Source organism: Paenibacillus sp. J31P316 (genome assembly GCF_056269105.1).
On record NZ_JBWDNI010000002.1, the window covers coordinates 1,073,111 to 1,088,438 of the forward strand.

16 protein-coding genes and 1 tRNA gene are annotated in these 15,328 nt (G+C 54.6%); 8 read left to right on the forward strand and 9 right to left on the reverse strand.

Annotated elements, in window-relative coordinates:
• The first annotated feature begins 58 nt into the window (after positions 1–58).
• From AC0YNU_RS10410 to AC0YNU_RS10420, 3 genes are all read left to right on the forward strand, one after another.
• On the forward strand, positions 59–820 hold the full coding sequence (locus tag AC0YNU_RS10410) for an ABC transporter ATP-binding protein (protein ID WP_475755919.1): 762 nt from the start codon (positions 59–61) through the stop codon (positions 818–820).
• Positions 817–1,839 carry an ABC transporter permease gene (locus AC0YNU_RS10415; RefSeq protein ID WP_475755921.1) on the forward strand — a complete coding sequence of 341 codons (1,023 nt, stop codon included), beginning with the start codon at positions 817–819 and terminating at the stop codon, positions 1,837–1,839. Before AC0YNU_RS10410 ends, AC0YNU_RS10415 begins: the two co-directional genes overlap by 4 nt.
• Positions 1,840–1,907: 68 nt before the next feature.
• Positions 1,908–2,576 (forward strand): TetR/AcrR family transcriptional regulator, encoded by a 669-nt coding sequence (locus AC0YNU_RS10420; RefSeq protein WP_475755923.1) that lies wholly within the window; start codon positions 1,908–1,910, stop codon positions 2,574–2,576.
• 70 nt (positions 2,577–2,646) lie between these two features.
• On the opposite strand, the gene AC0YNU_RS10425 is transcribed toward AC0YNU_RS10420, so the two are convergent.
• The 3 genes from AC0YNU_RS10425 to AC0YNU_RS10435 all read right to left on the reverse strand — a co-directional run bounded on the left by AC0YNU_RS10425 (position 2,647) and on the right by AC0YNU_RS10435 (position 6,906).
• Complete coding sequence (locus AC0YNU_RS10425; protein WP_475755925.1) at positions 2,647–4,089, reverse strand: family 43 glycosylhydrolase; 1,443 nt, start codon at positions 4,087–4,089, stop codon at positions 2,647–2,649.
• 341 nt (positions 4,090–4,430) lie between these two features.
• The gene (locus AC0YNU_RS10430; protein ID WP_475755927.1) at positions 4,431–5,630 is read right to left on the reverse strand and encodes an MFS transporter; all 1,200 of its coding nucleotides are present in this window, start codon (positions 5,628–5,630) and stop codon (positions 4,431–4,433) included.
• A 19-nt stretch (positions 5,631–5,649) separates the two neighbouring features.
• Positions 5,650–6,906 (reverse strand): MFS transporter, encoded by a 1,257-nt coding sequence (locus AC0YNU_RS10435; RefSeq protein WP_475755929.1) that lies wholly within the window; start codon positions 6,904–6,906, stop codon positions 5,650–5,652.
• Between the two features lie 140 nt (positions 6,907–7,046).
• Here AC0YNU_RS10435 and AC0YNU_RS10440 point away from each other — a divergent pair, with 140 nt between their 5' ends.
• From AC0YNU_RS10440 to AC0YNU_RS10450, 3 genes are all read left to right on the forward strand, one after another.
• Positions 7,047–8,513 (forward strand): aminotransferase class I/II-fold pyridoxal phosphate-dependent enzyme, encoded by a 1,467-nt coding sequence (locus tag AC0YNU_RS10440; RefSeq protein ID WP_475755931.1) that lies wholly within the window; start codon positions 7,047–7,049, stop codon positions 8,511–8,513.
• Between the two features lie 170 nt (positions 8,514–8,683).
• Positions 8,684–9,955, forward strand: coding sequence for an S-layer homology domain-containing protein (locus tag AC0YNU_RS10445; protein ID WP_475755933.1), 1,272 nt, complete (start codon positions 8,684–8,686; stop codon positions 9,953–9,955).
• A 95-nt stretch (positions 9,956–10,050) separates the two neighbouring features.
• Complete coding sequence (locus AC0YNU_RS10450) at positions 10,051–10,470, forward strand: DUF1885 family protein (protein WP_475756260.1); 420 nt, start codon at positions 10,051–10,053, stop codon at positions 10,468–10,470.
• A 73-nt stretch (positions 10,471–10,543) separates the two neighbouring features.
• On the opposite strand, the gene AC0YNU_RS10455 is transcribed toward AC0YNU_RS10450, so the two are convergent.
• From AC0YNU_RS10455 to AC0YNU_RS10465, 3 genes are all read right to left on the reverse strand, one after another.
• Complete coding sequence (locus AC0YNU_RS10455; protein ID WP_475755935.1) at positions 10,544–10,846, reverse strand: DUF1292 domain-containing protein; 303 nt, start codon at positions 10,844–10,846, stop codon at positions 10,544–10,546.
• 115 nt (positions 10,847–10,961) lie between these two features.
• Positions 10,962–11,531 carry a stalk domain-containing protein gene (locus tag AC0YNU_RS10460; protein ID WP_475755937.1) on the reverse strand — a complete coding sequence of 190 codons (570 nt, stop codon included), beginning with the start codon at positions 11,529–11,531 and terminating at the stop codon, positions 10,962–10,964.
• A 165-nt stretch (positions 11,532–11,696) separates the two neighbouring features.
• On the reverse strand, positions 11,697–11,912 hold the full coding sequence (locus tag AC0YNU_RS10465; RefSeq protein WP_161705457.1) for a hypothetical protein: 216 nt from the start codon (positions 11,910–11,912) through the stop codon (positions 11,697–11,699).
• Positions 11,913–12,086: 174 nt separating this feature from the next.
• Between AC0YNU_RS10465 and AC0YNU_RS10470 the strand changes: the two genes are divergently transcribed.
• Entirely contained in the window at positions 12,087–12,803 is a 717-nt protein-coding gene (locus tag AC0YNU_RS10470) for an MBL fold metallo-hydrolase (RefSeq protein WP_475756262.1), read from the forward strand.
• A 152-nt stretch (positions 12,804–12,955) separates the two neighbouring features.
• Here the strand turns inward: AC0YNU_RS10470 and AC0YNU_RS10475 are convergent, their stop codons facing one another.
• Complete coding sequence (locus tag AC0YNU_RS10475) at positions 12,956–13,222, reverse strand: DUF3892 domain-containing protein (protein WP_475755940.1); 267 nt, start codon at positions 13,220–13,222, stop codon at positions 12,956–12,958.
• A 478-nt stretch (positions 13,223–13,700) separates the two neighbouring features.
• Positions 13,701–13,868, reverse strand: a complete 168-nt coding sequence (locus AC0YNU_RS10480) for a hypothetical protein (protein ID WP_475755942.1) — start codon at positions 13,866–13,868, stop codon at positions 13,701–13,703.
• A 144-nt stretch (positions 13,869–14,012) separates the two neighbouring features.
• Here AC0YNU_RS10480 and AC0YNU_RS10485 point away from each other — a divergent pair.
• Positions 14,013–14,088 (forward strand) — tRNA-Val (locus AC0YNU_RS10485).
• Positions 14,089–14,205: 117 nt separating this feature from the next.
• On the opposite strand, the gene AC0YNU_RS10490 is transcribed toward AC0YNU_RS10485, so the two are convergent.
• Entirely contained in the window at positions 14,206–15,129 is a 924-nt protein-coding gene (locus AC0YNU_RS10490) for a C40 family peptidase (protein ID WP_475755944.1), read from the reverse strand.
• Positions 15,130–15,328 lie beyond the last annotated feature (199 nt).

Here is a 15,328-nt window from a genome sequence, read left to right on the forward strand (position 1 = left end):
GTAATATCGCTTAAGATAAATGTGAGTAATCACTCATTATTCTGAAAGGCGTGATTCCATGTCCATGGCTCCTCCCTCTTTATCATCAGCTTCTTCTCATCCGGTCGTCGACGTGCAGAACGTGACTCGCCGCTTCGGCAGCCGGACGGTGTTGGACGATATCTCGCTCCGAGTGGAGCGCGGCGAATTGTTCGGCCTGCTCGGCCCGTCGGGCTCCGGCAAGACGACGCTGATCAAGCTCATGACCGGTATCGACAAAGCCGACGGCGGCACCGTCCGCATGCTCGGCGAACGGATGCCGAAGCTTGCCATGCTGCAGCGCTTCGGTTACATGGCGCAGTCGGACGCGCTCTATAACGAGTTGACCGCCAAGGAAAACCTGAGCTTCTTCGCGGCGCTGTACGGCCTGAAAGGCGACCGGCTGCACAAGCGCATGCAAGCCGCCATGGCCGTCGTCGACTTGGAAGACCATTTGAACAAGACCGTCTCCGCCTATTCCGGCGGGATGAAGCGGCGGCTGTCGCTCGCGATCGCGCTGCTCCACGAGCCGGAAGTGCTCGTGCTCGACGAACCGACCGTCGGCATCGACCCCGTGCTGCGGCAGTCCATCTGGCAGGAGCTCGAAGCGCTGCGGGAACGCGGCACGACGATCATCCTGACGACGCATGTCATGGACGAAGCGGAGAAATGCGGCCGGCTCGGGCTGATCCGCGACGGTAAGCTGACCGCCACTGGGTCGCCCGGGGAGATCAAACGGCAGAGCCGCGCGTCGACGATCGAAGAAGCGTTCATCGTGCTCGGCGGAGGTGCACGCCCATGAGAATCCGCGCGCTCGCCATTCGGATTATCCGTCAATTCGTTCGCGACAAGCGGACGCTGGCGCTTCTGTTTCTCGCCCCGCTGCTCATTCTCGGACTGATGAAGCTCGTGTTCAACGGCAATGCGGTCGAACCGGACATCGGCGTCGTTCAGGCCCCTTCCGCCGCGATCGCTCAACAATTGGATAAGGCCGGCGCGAACGTCAAGACCTACGAGCAGGCGCAGGACGCCGAACAGGCGCTGCGCGAAGGGAAGCTCGACGCGTATCTTACGTTCACGGACGGCCAACCCGCTCTTCGCCTGGAGGGTAGTGACCCTTCCGTGAACCAATCGGTCCTGCTGTTGCTGCAGCGCACGATGAACGCCGACGCGCAGGCCGTTCAGCCCGAAGTGACGTATTTGCACGGCGTCGAAGACATGGCCTCCTTCGATTTCTACGGCCCGGTGCTGATCGGCTTCTTCTCGTTCTTCTTCGTCTTCATGCTGGCCGGCGTTTCCTTCCTTCGGGAACGAACGAGCGGCACGCTGGAACGGCTGCTCGCGACGCCGATTCGGCGGACCGAAATCGTCTTCGGCTATTTGTCGGGTTTCGGACTGTTCACGCTCCTGCAGGCCGCATTGATCGCATGGTTCTCGATCGACGTGCTCGGCCTCTATATGGACGGATCGATCTGGTACGTCCTCTTGATGAATCTGCTGCTGTCGCTGACGGCGCTGACGCTCGGCACCCTCCTTTCGTCTTTCGCGAGCAACGAGTTCCAGATTATTCAATTCATTCCGATCGTCATCGTGACGCAGGTATTCTTCTCGGGCTTATTCAACCTGGATGCCATGACGCCCTGGCTGCAGCATCTCAGCCGCATCATGCCGCTCTACTACGGCGCGGACGCGATGCGCAGCATCATGATCCGAGGAGAAGGCTGGTCCGCGATCGACACCGACGTGTACGTGCTGATCGGCTTCTCCGCCGTTTTCGCGACGCTGAACGTGATCGCGCTCAAGAAGCACCGCGCCATTTAAAAGAAGCGGCGGCTGTGCTAGGATAGGGGCTATATGACAAGTGTGATGCGCATTAAGGAGTTGGCTTCATGAGCGACACGAAGGAAGAATGGATCGAGGAACTGCTGCGGGGCGACGAGGCAGGCCGCAAGATGACGGAGAAACAGTCGCGGATCGTCCAAGCGGCTATCGAAGTATTCGCCGAGAAAGGCTATGCCGCCTCCTCCACGAACGAGATCGCCCAGCGCGCCGGCGTGGCGGAAGGAACGATTTTCCGCCACTACAAGACGAAGAAGGAGCTGCTGCTCGGCATCGTGGCGCCCGCCATGACGAAGCTGATCGCGCCGTTCGTCCTTCGCGGCTTCAATAAAGTACTCGATTCGGAGTACGACAGCTACGACCAAGTGCTGCGCGCGATGATCGAGAACCGGATCGAGTTTCTGCGGAAGAACCGCAATATCCTGAAGATTCTACTGCAGGAAATTCCGTTTCATCCGGAAATGCAGGAACGGTTCCAACGGGAGGTGCTCGGTATCGTCCTGGAACGCTTGCAGCGGATCGTGGCCAAGTTCCAAGCGAACGGCCAAATGGCAGAGCTGCCTTCGGCGACCGTCGTACGGCTGAGCATCTCCGCCATTATGGGCTATATTGCCGTTCGCACCTTCTACGGCGAACGGGAGGATGCCGTCTGGGACGACGAGCGGGAGCGCGAGGATACGATCGCTTTCGTTATGCGCGGCCTGGGGTTGATGCGTTAATCGACAAAAGAAGCTTTGCATGGCCCAAGCCGTGCAAAGCTTCTTTTCGTAACCTCTGATTCTTCGTTTCTTATGGCTGCGGTGACAGCGTCAACAGCTTCGAATCGCCGAAAGCCGCCGTTCCCTCGGAGACGATGCAGCCAAGCCAGCCAAGACGCAAATCATACATGCGCCCCGACATTGCGGCCTTATCGTCGATATAGACCGCGATCGTCGTCCCCGAGCGGATGACTTTGATTTGGCTCTTCCCGTTCACAAGCGCGACGCGGCATTCCATCGCCGGATAATCCCAAGGACGCAGCCACTTTTCAAACTTCGCCACGCCCCGTTCGGGTTCCAAATAAACCAGATAGCCGTCGTTCAAGTCATCCGCCGCATGCAGCAGCAGCCCGCACATTTTGGTGCCCGGCTCCCACTCGATCGTGGTCATGACCATATACGTCTCCGGCATCTCCCCCAGGCGAACGTAGGATAATCTGCCTTCCACGCCGATCGCAAGCCGTCCTTCTGCTTCCGTCCACTCGCCGAGTCCGGGAGCGGCTTCGATATGCGCCTCCGTATCGAAGGCCGCCTCGATTTCCGACGGGCAGCAGAGACCGAGCGTGCCGTCTGCCTGCTGAATGAGTTCATGCGCCATGAGCGAGCCGCCCCACAAGTAATTGCCTTTATCCGCCTGTCCTTCCTTCCAGGCGACCCAGCCGATGAGGAAACGGCGGCTCCCCGCAGCTGCCGTTTTCCCCGCGTAAAAAGCCCGCACGTCCAGATTATCGTCCTTCGGACATATCCAAGGCCCCTGCGGACTGCGTGCCATCCGATAATGCATGGTCCACAAATCGCGGTACTCCGAGAACGTCAGGTACCACCAGTCGCCGATCCGGAACAGATCCGGGCATTCCATCGCATCGTACATGCCGGGATGGAACAGCGGATCCTGCGCTTCCCACGTATGCAGCCCATCCGTCGATTTCAATAACGCCACGCAGCCCAAGCCCGTACGGCGCTGCACGGACAAGCCGGAAGCCGGTCCATGCTTGACTTGGGAAGTCACGATCATCCAATGCGCATCGCCTGATTCGTCAAGAAAAACATGCGGATCGCGCCAAGCTTCCTTGCCGTAATAGCGTTCGGAATCCGGAGGCAGTCTCCAATCCGGGTCCTTGGTCCAATGCACCAGATCCGGACTCGTCGCGCGCATTAAGACTTGCTCGAACTGCCCCTCTTCCTCGCGCAAGCTTGCATTAAACCCCGTATACATGCAATAGAATAGGCCCTCATGCTCAAAAACGCAGCCCGTGCCGATGCCGCGGTCCTGATCCGGCTCTCCGCCTCTCGGAATCACGACGCCGTGCTCCGTATAATGAAGGAAATCGGTCGTCGTAATCAAACTGATCTCCAAATTCGGATGACCGCTCAAATAAAACAGATAGTGCACGCCCTCCCAGTGGAAAGGGATAAAGTCACCGCAAATTTCGTTCTCCGGTTCGTAGAACGGACGACATTCCAGGCTTCCCATAACGATTCTCCTCTTATGTACGTTAATGGTACTCAGTCGAATACTTTGCATTAATCCGCTTTGCCGAACATTTTTCCTAGTCGTATCCTTCTTGGTGAACGATTAGCTGTATTCATGCATGCTCAACATGAGTATAACGCCGCTCCGGCAGGCCGTATAGAAGAAGCATTGGACGGATTCGTACGTTTAGACGGTCATTCTTGTAACCGCTTGTCGGCGGCGATATGACCCGGACATGCAAAAAGAAGCTTCGCTACGGCCAAGGCCGTGCGGAGCTTCTTTATTGAACGAATACAAATACAGGAACGATCAACGATCAATAACCAGGAACGATCGTCGATTCATGCCGTTGCCGACGTCTTCACGCTGTCCGCATCCCGCTTGCGGTCCAAGGCGCGGAAACGGAACAGGAACGTGAGCGCCGCTACGGAGAGGATGCCTCCTGCTACGTACGGCAGCGTCAGATGGAAGTTAAAGAGGAACGCCCCGACGAGCGGCCCGATGATCCGGCCCAGGCTGTCCATGGACGAGCTTAGTCCCGAAGCTACGCCCTGCCCGACCGTCGTTCGCTGCGTAATAAGCGAGGTGACGCACGGACGAATCAGCGCGTTGCCTATGCCGAAGATCGCCAAGTAAATCGTCGCCGTCACCAGCGTATGCGCGGTTACAAGCAGGAAGAAACCGAGGGCCGAGATGATCAAGCCTGCGGCGATATAGGCCGGCTCCTGGCCCTTGCGAATTCTCCTGCGCACGACGCCGCCTTGGATAAGAGCGCCGACCAGGCCGCAGATCAGGAACATGAATCCGACCTGAAGCGGCGTAACATCGAACCGCTCAATACCGAACAGCTGCAGCGTCGCTTCAAGCCCTGCCAGCGACAAGGAGACGAACAGCGCAAGCACGTACAGGTGTTTCAAGGAGCCGGTGAATGCGGTCCATCTCGATGGCTTGCGTTCGTGCGAGCTTTGGCGCATGTCCGGCGTCAGCGATTCCGGCAGCTTCATGACGGCGATGAAGAATGTCACGAGCGCAAGCGCGGCTGCCGCGAAGAACGGCGTGTTCTGCGAGACGAGGCTAAGCAGGCCGCCGAAGCCGGGGCCGATCGTGAAGCCGAGCCCGATGGACATGCCGACGAGTCCCATGCCTTTCGTGCGCTGCTCAGGCGGCGTAATATCCGCCACGTAAGCGACGATGACGGAAGTGACCGCGCCGGAGAATAGTCCCCCCAGCACGCGCGATGCGTACATAATCGGCAGTCTGCCGTCCGCGATGCCGAACACCAGGAAGCTTGCGGCGAAGCCGAGCACGCCGATCAGGATGACGGGCCGGCGTCCGATCCGATCCGACAATCCGCCCCAAAGCGGCGAGATGAGGAACGAAATAAGCGAATATAGGGAAAGCATCATTCCCGTGTGAAATCCTACGGATTCCGGGCTAGCTTCTTTAATGAGCTCCGGCAATACCGGGATTATGATTCCGAATCCGATAAAAGTCGTTATCAGCATGACCATAACAATGCCCAAACGTCTGTCTTTGTTCATGTTGTTCCCTCCACTCCACTCATCGTACCACATCTGTCCGATGTCTAGTTATGAACAAATGAAGAACAAACAGGAGCAGCAGGACAGCTCCGCTGACGAGAAACGGGGAATGCGGACCGAGTTTATCCCACAGCTTTCCGGACGCAATGCTGCCGAATACCATGCCGAGTCCCTCGATCGTCAGGAAGAAGCCCCAGACGGCGCCGCGTTCCGCTTTCGGAATCGCCTGCGCGATCAGCGCGTTCCAGGCCGGGATGATGCAAGCATAACCCAAGCCTACGAAGGCAACGATCAACAGCACGAGCGGCAGCGAGCGCGTATAACCCAGCGTCGTAAGCGAGATTGCGGCAGTAATGAAGCCCACGTGCAGAAACCACTTGGTACCGAAACGGTCCACCCATTTGCCGACGGGAATCAAGCCCAGTACGGTAACGGCACCGCCGGCAACCAGGTACATGCTGTATTGCTGCGGGGTTAGGTGAAGCACGGTCCGGGCATACTGCGTCAGCACGGGCGTCAGCAGTCCGAGCGCGAAATTTTGCGTAAACATCGCAGGGTAAAGCAGCTTGCTGGCATGCAGCGATGCGCCCACTCTCGCCAAATAACGCTTTATGCGTATCATCATCGGCAAATGCTCATGGACGGCTGCCGGACTCTTCGCGATCTCCCGGTTTTCGAGGGCGAGCGATTGCTTCCTCCCCGGCAGGAAGAACGCAACCAGCACGACGACGAGCATCATGCCGATCAGAATGCGGAACGCCGGTGCATAGGTATGTACGATGAAGAAATTGATCACGATCGGTCCGCAGCCGACGCCTGTCAGCCAGGCCATATAGACGACGCTCATGATCGTGCCGCTCGACTCATTGCCCGCCACGGTCGTCGCACCATTAATGACGCATGGCCATAACGGCGACGTTCCGATGCCAAGCAGCAGGCATGCCGCAACGATCCAGCCGAATCCGCTCGTGAAGCTGACGATCAGGACGGATGCGCTCGTAAACAGAACGCCGAACAGCATCACGTACCGGTAACCGAAACGGTCGATGATCCAGCCAAGCGGCGACCGGAACGCGTTGTCTCCAATATATTGCAGCGCGAGCGCCCAGCCGACCGCGTAAGCGGTCAAATGGAGCTCCTGCCTCATATAAACAGGTAGAATAGATACAAGCAGCGCGCCCTTAACGAATTCGACCAAATACATTATGACAAGCAGCTGGACGACGAACGGCGACGACAGCACTTTCTTGCCTGCCCAGCTCTTTGCGATCTCCATATCGGTTCCCCTTCCAAGCCTATCTCCGAATAAGGCTACGTTCATCTAGTCTCAACAAAAATGCCGCTTGCAATCCCCCCCGATTTTGCTATACTCAACTTTGTTTGTAACAATCCAACATGAAAGGCTGGGATGAAGCAATGGATCATACCCGGACCCCGCTGTTCACCGCTCTGAGGGAGCATGCGGCAAAAGAACCTGTACAATTTCATATTCCTGGACATAAGAAGGGAATTGGCAGCGATCCCGAATTCCGAGAATTTATCGGCGACAATGCTTTGTCGATCGATCTGATTAATATAGCGCCGCTGGACGATTTGCATCAGCCGACCGGCGTCATTGAAGAGGCCCAAAAACTGGCAGCCGATGCTTTCGGAGCTGATTATACCTTTTTTTCAGTGCAAGGGACAAGCGGCGCCATCATGACCATGATTCTAAGCGTCTGCTCGCCTGGCGACAAAATCATCGTTCCGCGCAACGTGCATAAATCCATTATGTCCGCCATCATCTTCGCTGGCGCTCGGCCGATCTTCATCTCGCCGGCACGTGATTCCGAGCTCGGGATCGACCATGGGATTACGACCCGTTCCGTTCAGCGCGCGCTCGACCGTCATCACGACGCCAAAGCCGTACTTGTTATTAACCCAACTTACTACGGCGTATGCGCGGACCTGAAAGAAATCGTTGATTTGGTGCACAGCTACGACATTCCTGTGCTTGTCGACGAAGCGCATGGCGTGCTTATTCATTTCCACGAGAAGCTGCCCATGTCCGCCATGCAGGCAGGAGCCGACATGGCGGCGACGAGCGTCCACAAGCTGGGCGGTTCCATGACGCAAAGCTCGATTCTGAACGTTCGCAGCGAACGCATCAACCAGAAGCGCGTCCAAACCATCATCAGCATGCTGACGACGACTTCAACCTCTTATATTCTGCTGGCATCGCTCGATACGTCCCGTCGGAATTTGGCCATGAACGGCCATGATATCGCGGAACGCGCGATTCGGCTCGCCAAGTACGCGCGTGACGAAATCAACAATATGCCTGGACTTTACTGCATCGGAGAAGAAATTCTCGGTACCGAAGCCACCTACGACTACGATCCGACCAAGCTGACGATTCACGTGCGCCACCTCGGCATTACGGGCTACGAGACGGAGAACTGGCTGCGCGAGCACTATAACATCGAGGTCGAGCTCAGCGATATGTACAATATCCTGGCACTCGTGACGCCAGGCGATACGGATGATTCCGTCAGCAAGCTGATCGTCGCGCTGCGGGATCTGGCTGAACAGCATCAAGTGAACGAAGCGAACGAGCTGATCGTCAAAATCCCGGAGATTCCGCATCTCTCGCTGACGCCGCGCGACGCCTTCTACGCCGACACCGAGGTCGTGCCGTTCAAGGAATCCGCCGGCCGCATCATCGCGGAGTTCATCTACGTCTATCCGCCAGGCATTCCGATCCTGCTTCCGGGCGAGGTCATCTCGCAGGTGAATATCGACTATATCGTCGATCACGTCGAAGTCGGGCTGCCGGTCAAAGGTCCCGAGGACCGCAGCATTCAATTCGTCAAGGTCATCGTGGAAGAAGAAGCGATTTCATAGACCCAATCCAACCGATCGAGCTCGCTACTGAGCTTAATCGGTTTTTTGTTGCCTGTCTTCACATCCTAATTATTGTAATTTTATTGAATCCTTCTGCCGATATAGATGGGTAGCCGAATGGCTCACCGCCATCCGGTATGGTGAGTCTTCAACGAAGGAGGATGATTCTCTTGAAATTCAAACGACAGACCTTAATCGGCATGCTGGCCTTCTCCCTTTGCTGGGCCGATACGGCTGCGACAGCTGCATTGGCGGCAACGCCGGCACCCGCTCAGGTTCCGGCGATCGGAGACGGAGCGTATGCAGTCGATTGGAAGCAGCAGCGTATTGACGTCCCTATCGACATTCACGGTCATTGGTCCGAACTCTTGTTTTACTGGGCCGTCAGACAGCATATTATCGACGGTTATCCGGACGGCACGCTTCGGCCCGACGAGCCCATTACCGAAGCGGCGTTCATTAAGGCGCTCTACCGCGCTTTCGGAATCGCGCTCCCGAATCAAATCATACCTTGGGGCAGCGGCATCAAATACGATTGGACCGACGGTCCGTACAGGCTGACGGAAATGTGGCATCATCCTACGTTAGGCGAGACGGACCATCAGCAGCGTTTGAAGCCGATTACACGCAAGCGTGCGGCTGCCTTAATCGCCGCTTCGCTAGGTGTTCATTATGAAGGCGATGATGCGATCGCCTACCTAATGGGTCAAGGAATGGCGAATAGCAAAGCGCTGACGATTGCTCAGTTTCGCGGAGCGGATACGATGACGCGGGCGGAAGCCGCGCAGTGGCTCCGGCAGTTGACGCTCCGCGGCATGATGACGATCAAGCCCATGCCCGCGGAAGTGTCGGATCGCGGAAGCCTGCCGTCTCTGCCGCTCACAGCCGCGAAGACGATGCCGGACTTCGGCACGACAGCCGTGACACGTGAGGATTTCATTCTCTATGGACCGTCCGGTAAGCAGCTGCTGGCATTCGGGGATACGAGGGCTGATATCGAAGCCGCGTTCGGCAAGTCGGAGGATACGGACGTTTTCGATAACACCATTTATCCCGCCTTTTCTGCCCATTACAGCAAGGAAGGATTGCTCGACGCGTGGAAGGTCGACAGTACTAACGAGGATCCGCTTCAAACGGAGGGCGATTCGCGAGCCACGAACAAAGAAATCGTCATCGGGCAGAGTACATTGGACGACGTGCTAGCCGCATACGGCACGTTCGGCTACGACGGAAGCGGCATGGCAAGCTACTGGTACGAGGCATTGCCCGACGGCAGTTTTAAGCCGTTAACCGCTCTGCCTGCATACTCCAATATTCAGAATCCTGAACACTTTTATGTGATCTCATTTTTGTTCGATAACGAGAATCAAATAGCCTGGTATGCCTACGTATCCAATCTTCCCGTTGCCCGCGGTGACACAGGCTCGTCCTCCAGCGACTAGACTTGAATCGCTAGCGACGGCTTGCTAACCTCGCACTTACCGATTATTGTCAATCGTTAGGCGTAATGCTATGATGTTGGAGGGGGTGGGCGATGATGAGTCAAAGCGCTTACATAAAATTCGTGCAAGGTTCGGCGGTCGAAGCTCTCAGCCTCTCGGAGGTCAAGGAACGGCTCGGCCGTTACAAGGAGCAAACCTCGCTGACCGGACAGCAACTGGACTGGGATTACGCCGAAGCCGCTTTTCCGTATACCGTGGAGGTTCGAGCAGGCGAAGAGGATCGCTGGTTCTACCTCAAAGGAACGACGCCGCAGTACAACTATATTCTATTCGGGGTCGGCTCGGAGACGGAAGGCGAGAAAACCGTTTCGCACATCCAAGTGGTGCTTCCCGATACCGCAACCCACGGCGACAAATCCAAAGCGAATGAATTGTGCAAGTATATGGCCAAGCAGCTGCTGGCCGAACTGAAGATGTTCAACGGGCGGACGATCTATTACAACCCGCGCAAATAATGCCCGGCATCCGCGAATCGCTGGATAATAAAAAACTCCGCTGCCGGTTCGGCAACGGAGTTTTCTTTTTTTCTTATTTGCCTTCGTTCTCGCTCTTCGCGATCTCTTCGTAAATCGCGGTCACGCGTTCCCACTCCGCATCGTCTTCGATACCGACCAGGAAAGCTTCGCCGTCTTCTTCTTCAATACGGAAAATAACGCCGTCAGCTTCCGGATCATTACGATCAAGCAGCACGGAATAGACTTGTTCTTCGGATTCAAACGTAAATACCATCACCATTTCACGCTCGGTGCCTTCCTCGTCCGTGACAAGGAAAACATGCTCTTCATGGTCATGATCGTGGTTGCAATTCTCATCATGTACGTGGTCGCTCATTGTAAACCCTCATTTCCATTCAATAGATACGTTTCATTCGTATCGTAACATGGAACATGTCTTGGGTCAAACGAGAAAGAGCTCCTGCCTCGAAGGCAGGAGCGTAGCGGTTCGATCAAGGAGCTTTGGCCGTAATCGTCTTCTGCGAGACCAGCTTCCAGTCGTCCCCAGAAGCGAGTTTCATATAGAAATTAATCGTATATTTCCCGGCCGTATCGAAGGTATACGTATAGTCGTCCGTCCGATACCAGAAGTTATCCTTGTCGACTGAGACGCTCTTGGATTGAATGACCTGCTCGTTTCCGCTCGGATCGGCGATCGTCAATTTCACGGCGGAAATATCGGTTAACAGATTGTCGATCTGGGCGAATACTTTGAAAGAAATCTTATTGCCTTTCACGACATTCCCGAAAATCGTCGTGTCCTGGAAGAGGAACATATGCACGTTCGGCTTGTAGATCGTTACTTTCTTCGTGCTCTCGTCCCAGAATACGAGCGACTGAAGCGTATTGGCTACTTGTCGAACCGATAAGTAGGTTTTGCCATCCGTAAATATCCCTGCGTCATCCAATTCCCCGCCATTGACGATGACCCGGACCTTCTGCGACGCCGAATCCGCGAAGAGCATCGTACCGCCCCACAGCGACAAGACAAGCGTAGCAATCAGAAGCTTTCTGAACCTCATGGTAGTAGTACCTCCGTCCATTTGTCTGGATGTTTGGTTATACTCGCCAAGTCGTCCAAAGTTGCGCCAATTTGAAAAAAATTTTCCTCTCGCTAACCCTGTCGCTTTATGTTGAAAACTGCGCTTGCCTGGGAAATAATAAACTATTCCCTGCATGTAGCCGACTTAGACGAATGTCCTCGTCAATATGCACGGAACCCCTTTGCCTACTGCTCCCGGCTGTTTCATGCTTTCGTAGTAACGCATCCCGCGCGCGCAAGGCGTCTTGCATACCGCGCATGTATCCGAGAGCACCAGTTTGAGTACTGCCTGCTTACGGTCCGAAGCCGATTTTTTCTTCTTTACGACCTTACCTTTACTCGGAGCTTTTCCTGGAGCCATATTCCGCACCTGCCTATCTATGATCCGTTCCTTGCTATCGTATGACGGACCGTTCAAGACGTGCTTGGCCGATGGAACGCGAGCGAAAAATAGTTTTTCTTTCCATTTCCGAAGAGAGATGATAAATTGAAAAGTATCGTAACGCTGGGGGAGGATGTCCGCTTGGATATTCAAATGCTCGGAACGGGCAGCGCATTCGCCAAAACCTACTTTAATACGAACGCGCTAATCTACTCCGATAACCAAACGCTTCTGCTGGACTGCGGTATCACGGCACCGCTTTCCTTATATAGGCTCGGCAAGCCGATTCGCGAAATCGATGCGCTGCTAATCAGCCATATCCATGCCGATCATATCGGGGGTATGGAAGAGCTTGCTTTTCAAATGAAATTCGTCTTCGGGCGCAGGCCGCTGCTATTCATTCCCGAACCGCTGGCTGCGCCTCTGTGGGAGAGCTCGCTCAAAGGCGGATTGCTGCAGGACGAGTGCGCTTCGCTGGACGACTATTTCGAGGTACGCCTCCTTCAGCCGGGCGTGAAGACATCGCTTCTTCCGGGTTTAGCCGTTGAACCGATCCAAACCGCCCATATTCCGAATAAAACGAGCTACTCGTATCTCTTTAACGATACATTCTTCTATTCGGCCGATTTGATCTTCAACCCTGATCTGCTGCGCCAGCTCGTCGAAGAACGCGGTGTGAAGACGATCTTTCATGATTGTCAGCTGAAACCGCCCGGTATCGTGCATACGACGCTGGCAGAGCTGCAGTCCCTTCCCTTGTCTGTTCAGGAACGGATCTGGCTCATGCACTATGATGATACGAAGCCGCAGTACGAAGGAAAAACCGGGATTATGCGATTCGTGGAACAACATGAGCGCTATCAGTTCTAGTTTGATCCGATTTGAAAATGGATGGACATGCTTTGCTCGCATCCAACGACAAGACAAAAGCCCGCTTAAATAGCGGGCTTTTATTGATATATGCATTGGCTATGGGACAGAGCTAAACGATTGTATCGCCCCTGCTAACCGCTCAGAAACGGCTAGAAGTTCGGCAGTTGATCCAAATTGTTCGAAGGGTCTCCGTCCGCATCGCCGCGGATGTAGATGTCGCCGTCTTTGCCCTTAAAGGCATTGACGCCGGCAATCGTTCCGCTCTTCACTTCCGCAAGCGCTTCTTCATAATTCAATTCCCGGCCTGACGAGGTTTTGAAGGACATCAGATCGCCGTCACCGTTTTTACGGGCTGCAACGAACGTTTCTCTGTCCGCTCCTCCCGTTTCGTCCATCGGATGATATAAGCGTGTCATTTGCGTTCCTCCTTCAAATTTGTAGATGCTCAAGTAGGATCTCTCAACGGCCCTTCTGCTATTCGCGAACGACACGCAAAAAAAACGGCTACATCCGGTAGACGCAGTAGCGCCTGGACGAGCCGTTCATTCGTACGTTATCGTTAATTCGTATTCAATAGAGGGGGCTTCTGCTGGCCGGCAGACGGTTCACCCGGTAGTTTGGGCACCAGTTCTCGCGTTTGATCCGAAGGCTCGTATACATCGCTGAATACGGACTGTTCCCGCGGATACACCGACCTGGTTACGCTGTCAAAGAGCATCGTCCCAGGAGCGGATACAGGGGCAGACGGCTCAAGTTGAGCGCAGCCCGTACAGCATATCAAGCCTATTACGACAACTAATCGTTTCTTCATGGCTACCACTCCTGATTGCGAGTAACAATCTTTGGAATAGTATACCCATCGCGAAGAATATCAAACGTTGGCGAGCTCTTCGCTCACCGCTTATCTCTCGCCTCCGGAGGCAGCTTCCGCTTCCAAACGTAGCTTTCATCATACGAGGTAGAATCCTGAATGACCATCTTTGCCACGTACACGCATACTGTACCGACAATACCGAACAGACCGATCAGCCATACCGCCAAATAGGCAGCTTCCTCCGCCACTAGACAACCCCGCCCCTCCAAGTATCGATGCTTGAGTACACCATATGCGGGCTTACGAATAATTAGAATCTTTTTTCGTAAATAGGGTTGACTTCTAAATTGAGCTTTGCTATATTATTACTTGTCGCTGCAACAAAACAACATGATCTGGTAGCTCAGCTGGGAGAGCACTATCTTGACAGGGTAGGGGTCACAGGTTCGAACCCTGTCCAGATCACCATAATTAACCATTCAACCCCTTGAGTATTCAAGGGGTTTTTTAATTGTCCATTAACCCAAAAACATAGAAAATCCTCCTCCCTCGGAATGGGAGAAGGATTTTCTATGTCTTCGTATATTACAGCACTCTGCGTGCGTGCAAGAAACGTTTGTCCCAAGAACCCTCAAGCGATGTAATGGTAACGCCAGGGTCCCCGTACGTCTGAATGACTCGATTGTTGCCAATATACAAACCGACATGCCCGACGATATCGTTGCTGCTGTATCTGCCGGGCGTATGGAAGAAGACGAGATCCCCTTTCTTCAAGTTCGATCTGGTCACATAGGTCCCTTTTGTGGACTGCGAATTGGACGAGCGGGGCAAGTCGATGCCGAAATGCCCGAAAACATGCTGCATGAAGGACGAACAATCGAATGTACGACTTTGGGCATACGGATCCGCATCGAATTTATAAGGCGTGCTCATATAGCGCTTTGCGAAGGCGATAATCTCATCGGCTTTTGCATGGCCGGCATCATCTGTATCGACTGCCTGGGCTTTGAACGGCATGCCTGGCGTACCGGCAGCAGGCGTTCTCACCGGGTCCATGTTCTTCGGCGGACCGATAACGACGGTGTCGTTCTTGTCATCCCAGGTTACTGGTGTTTGCAGCAGTTGGGATAGCGATCCAAGCTCTAAACAAAGCGACTGTCCCATCATGCGCGGCGCTTCATTTAATAGGACATGATCGTCCCCGATTTGGGCTTGTTTGGAATCCGCGGCAAATCCATACATCGGATCGCTGAAGCCCATAGCCGCCGAATGGCTGCCAGACTTCAGATCGTAACGGTAGTTAAGCAGGTCGGCAGCCCGTTCGGCAGGAATCCATACCTTCCCCTTCTCGGTCCAGTACGCAGATGGAAATGCTTGCGCATTCCCTTCGATCCGCAGCTTGACAGCGGATCCGGCGTCACTCGCCGCCGCGCCCCCGCCAGCATGCTCATTGGACGAACAGGATGCCAGCAGCATAGCCATGGCAACGAAAGTTAACTTACGCTTCATACGATCAGGTCCTCCCGAGTCTTCGTCATGTCTGTCATGGATTAGGAACGTTTTTCCATACGGACATGTAGTATGACCTGACCTCGAAACGACTATGCATGCCGCTCTCGCTAGGCAAAAATAAAAATAGATTCCCCTCTTGCAATCTCAAATCATTTCAGATATAATCATTTTTACGAGAAAGCGTAAGACCTTATAT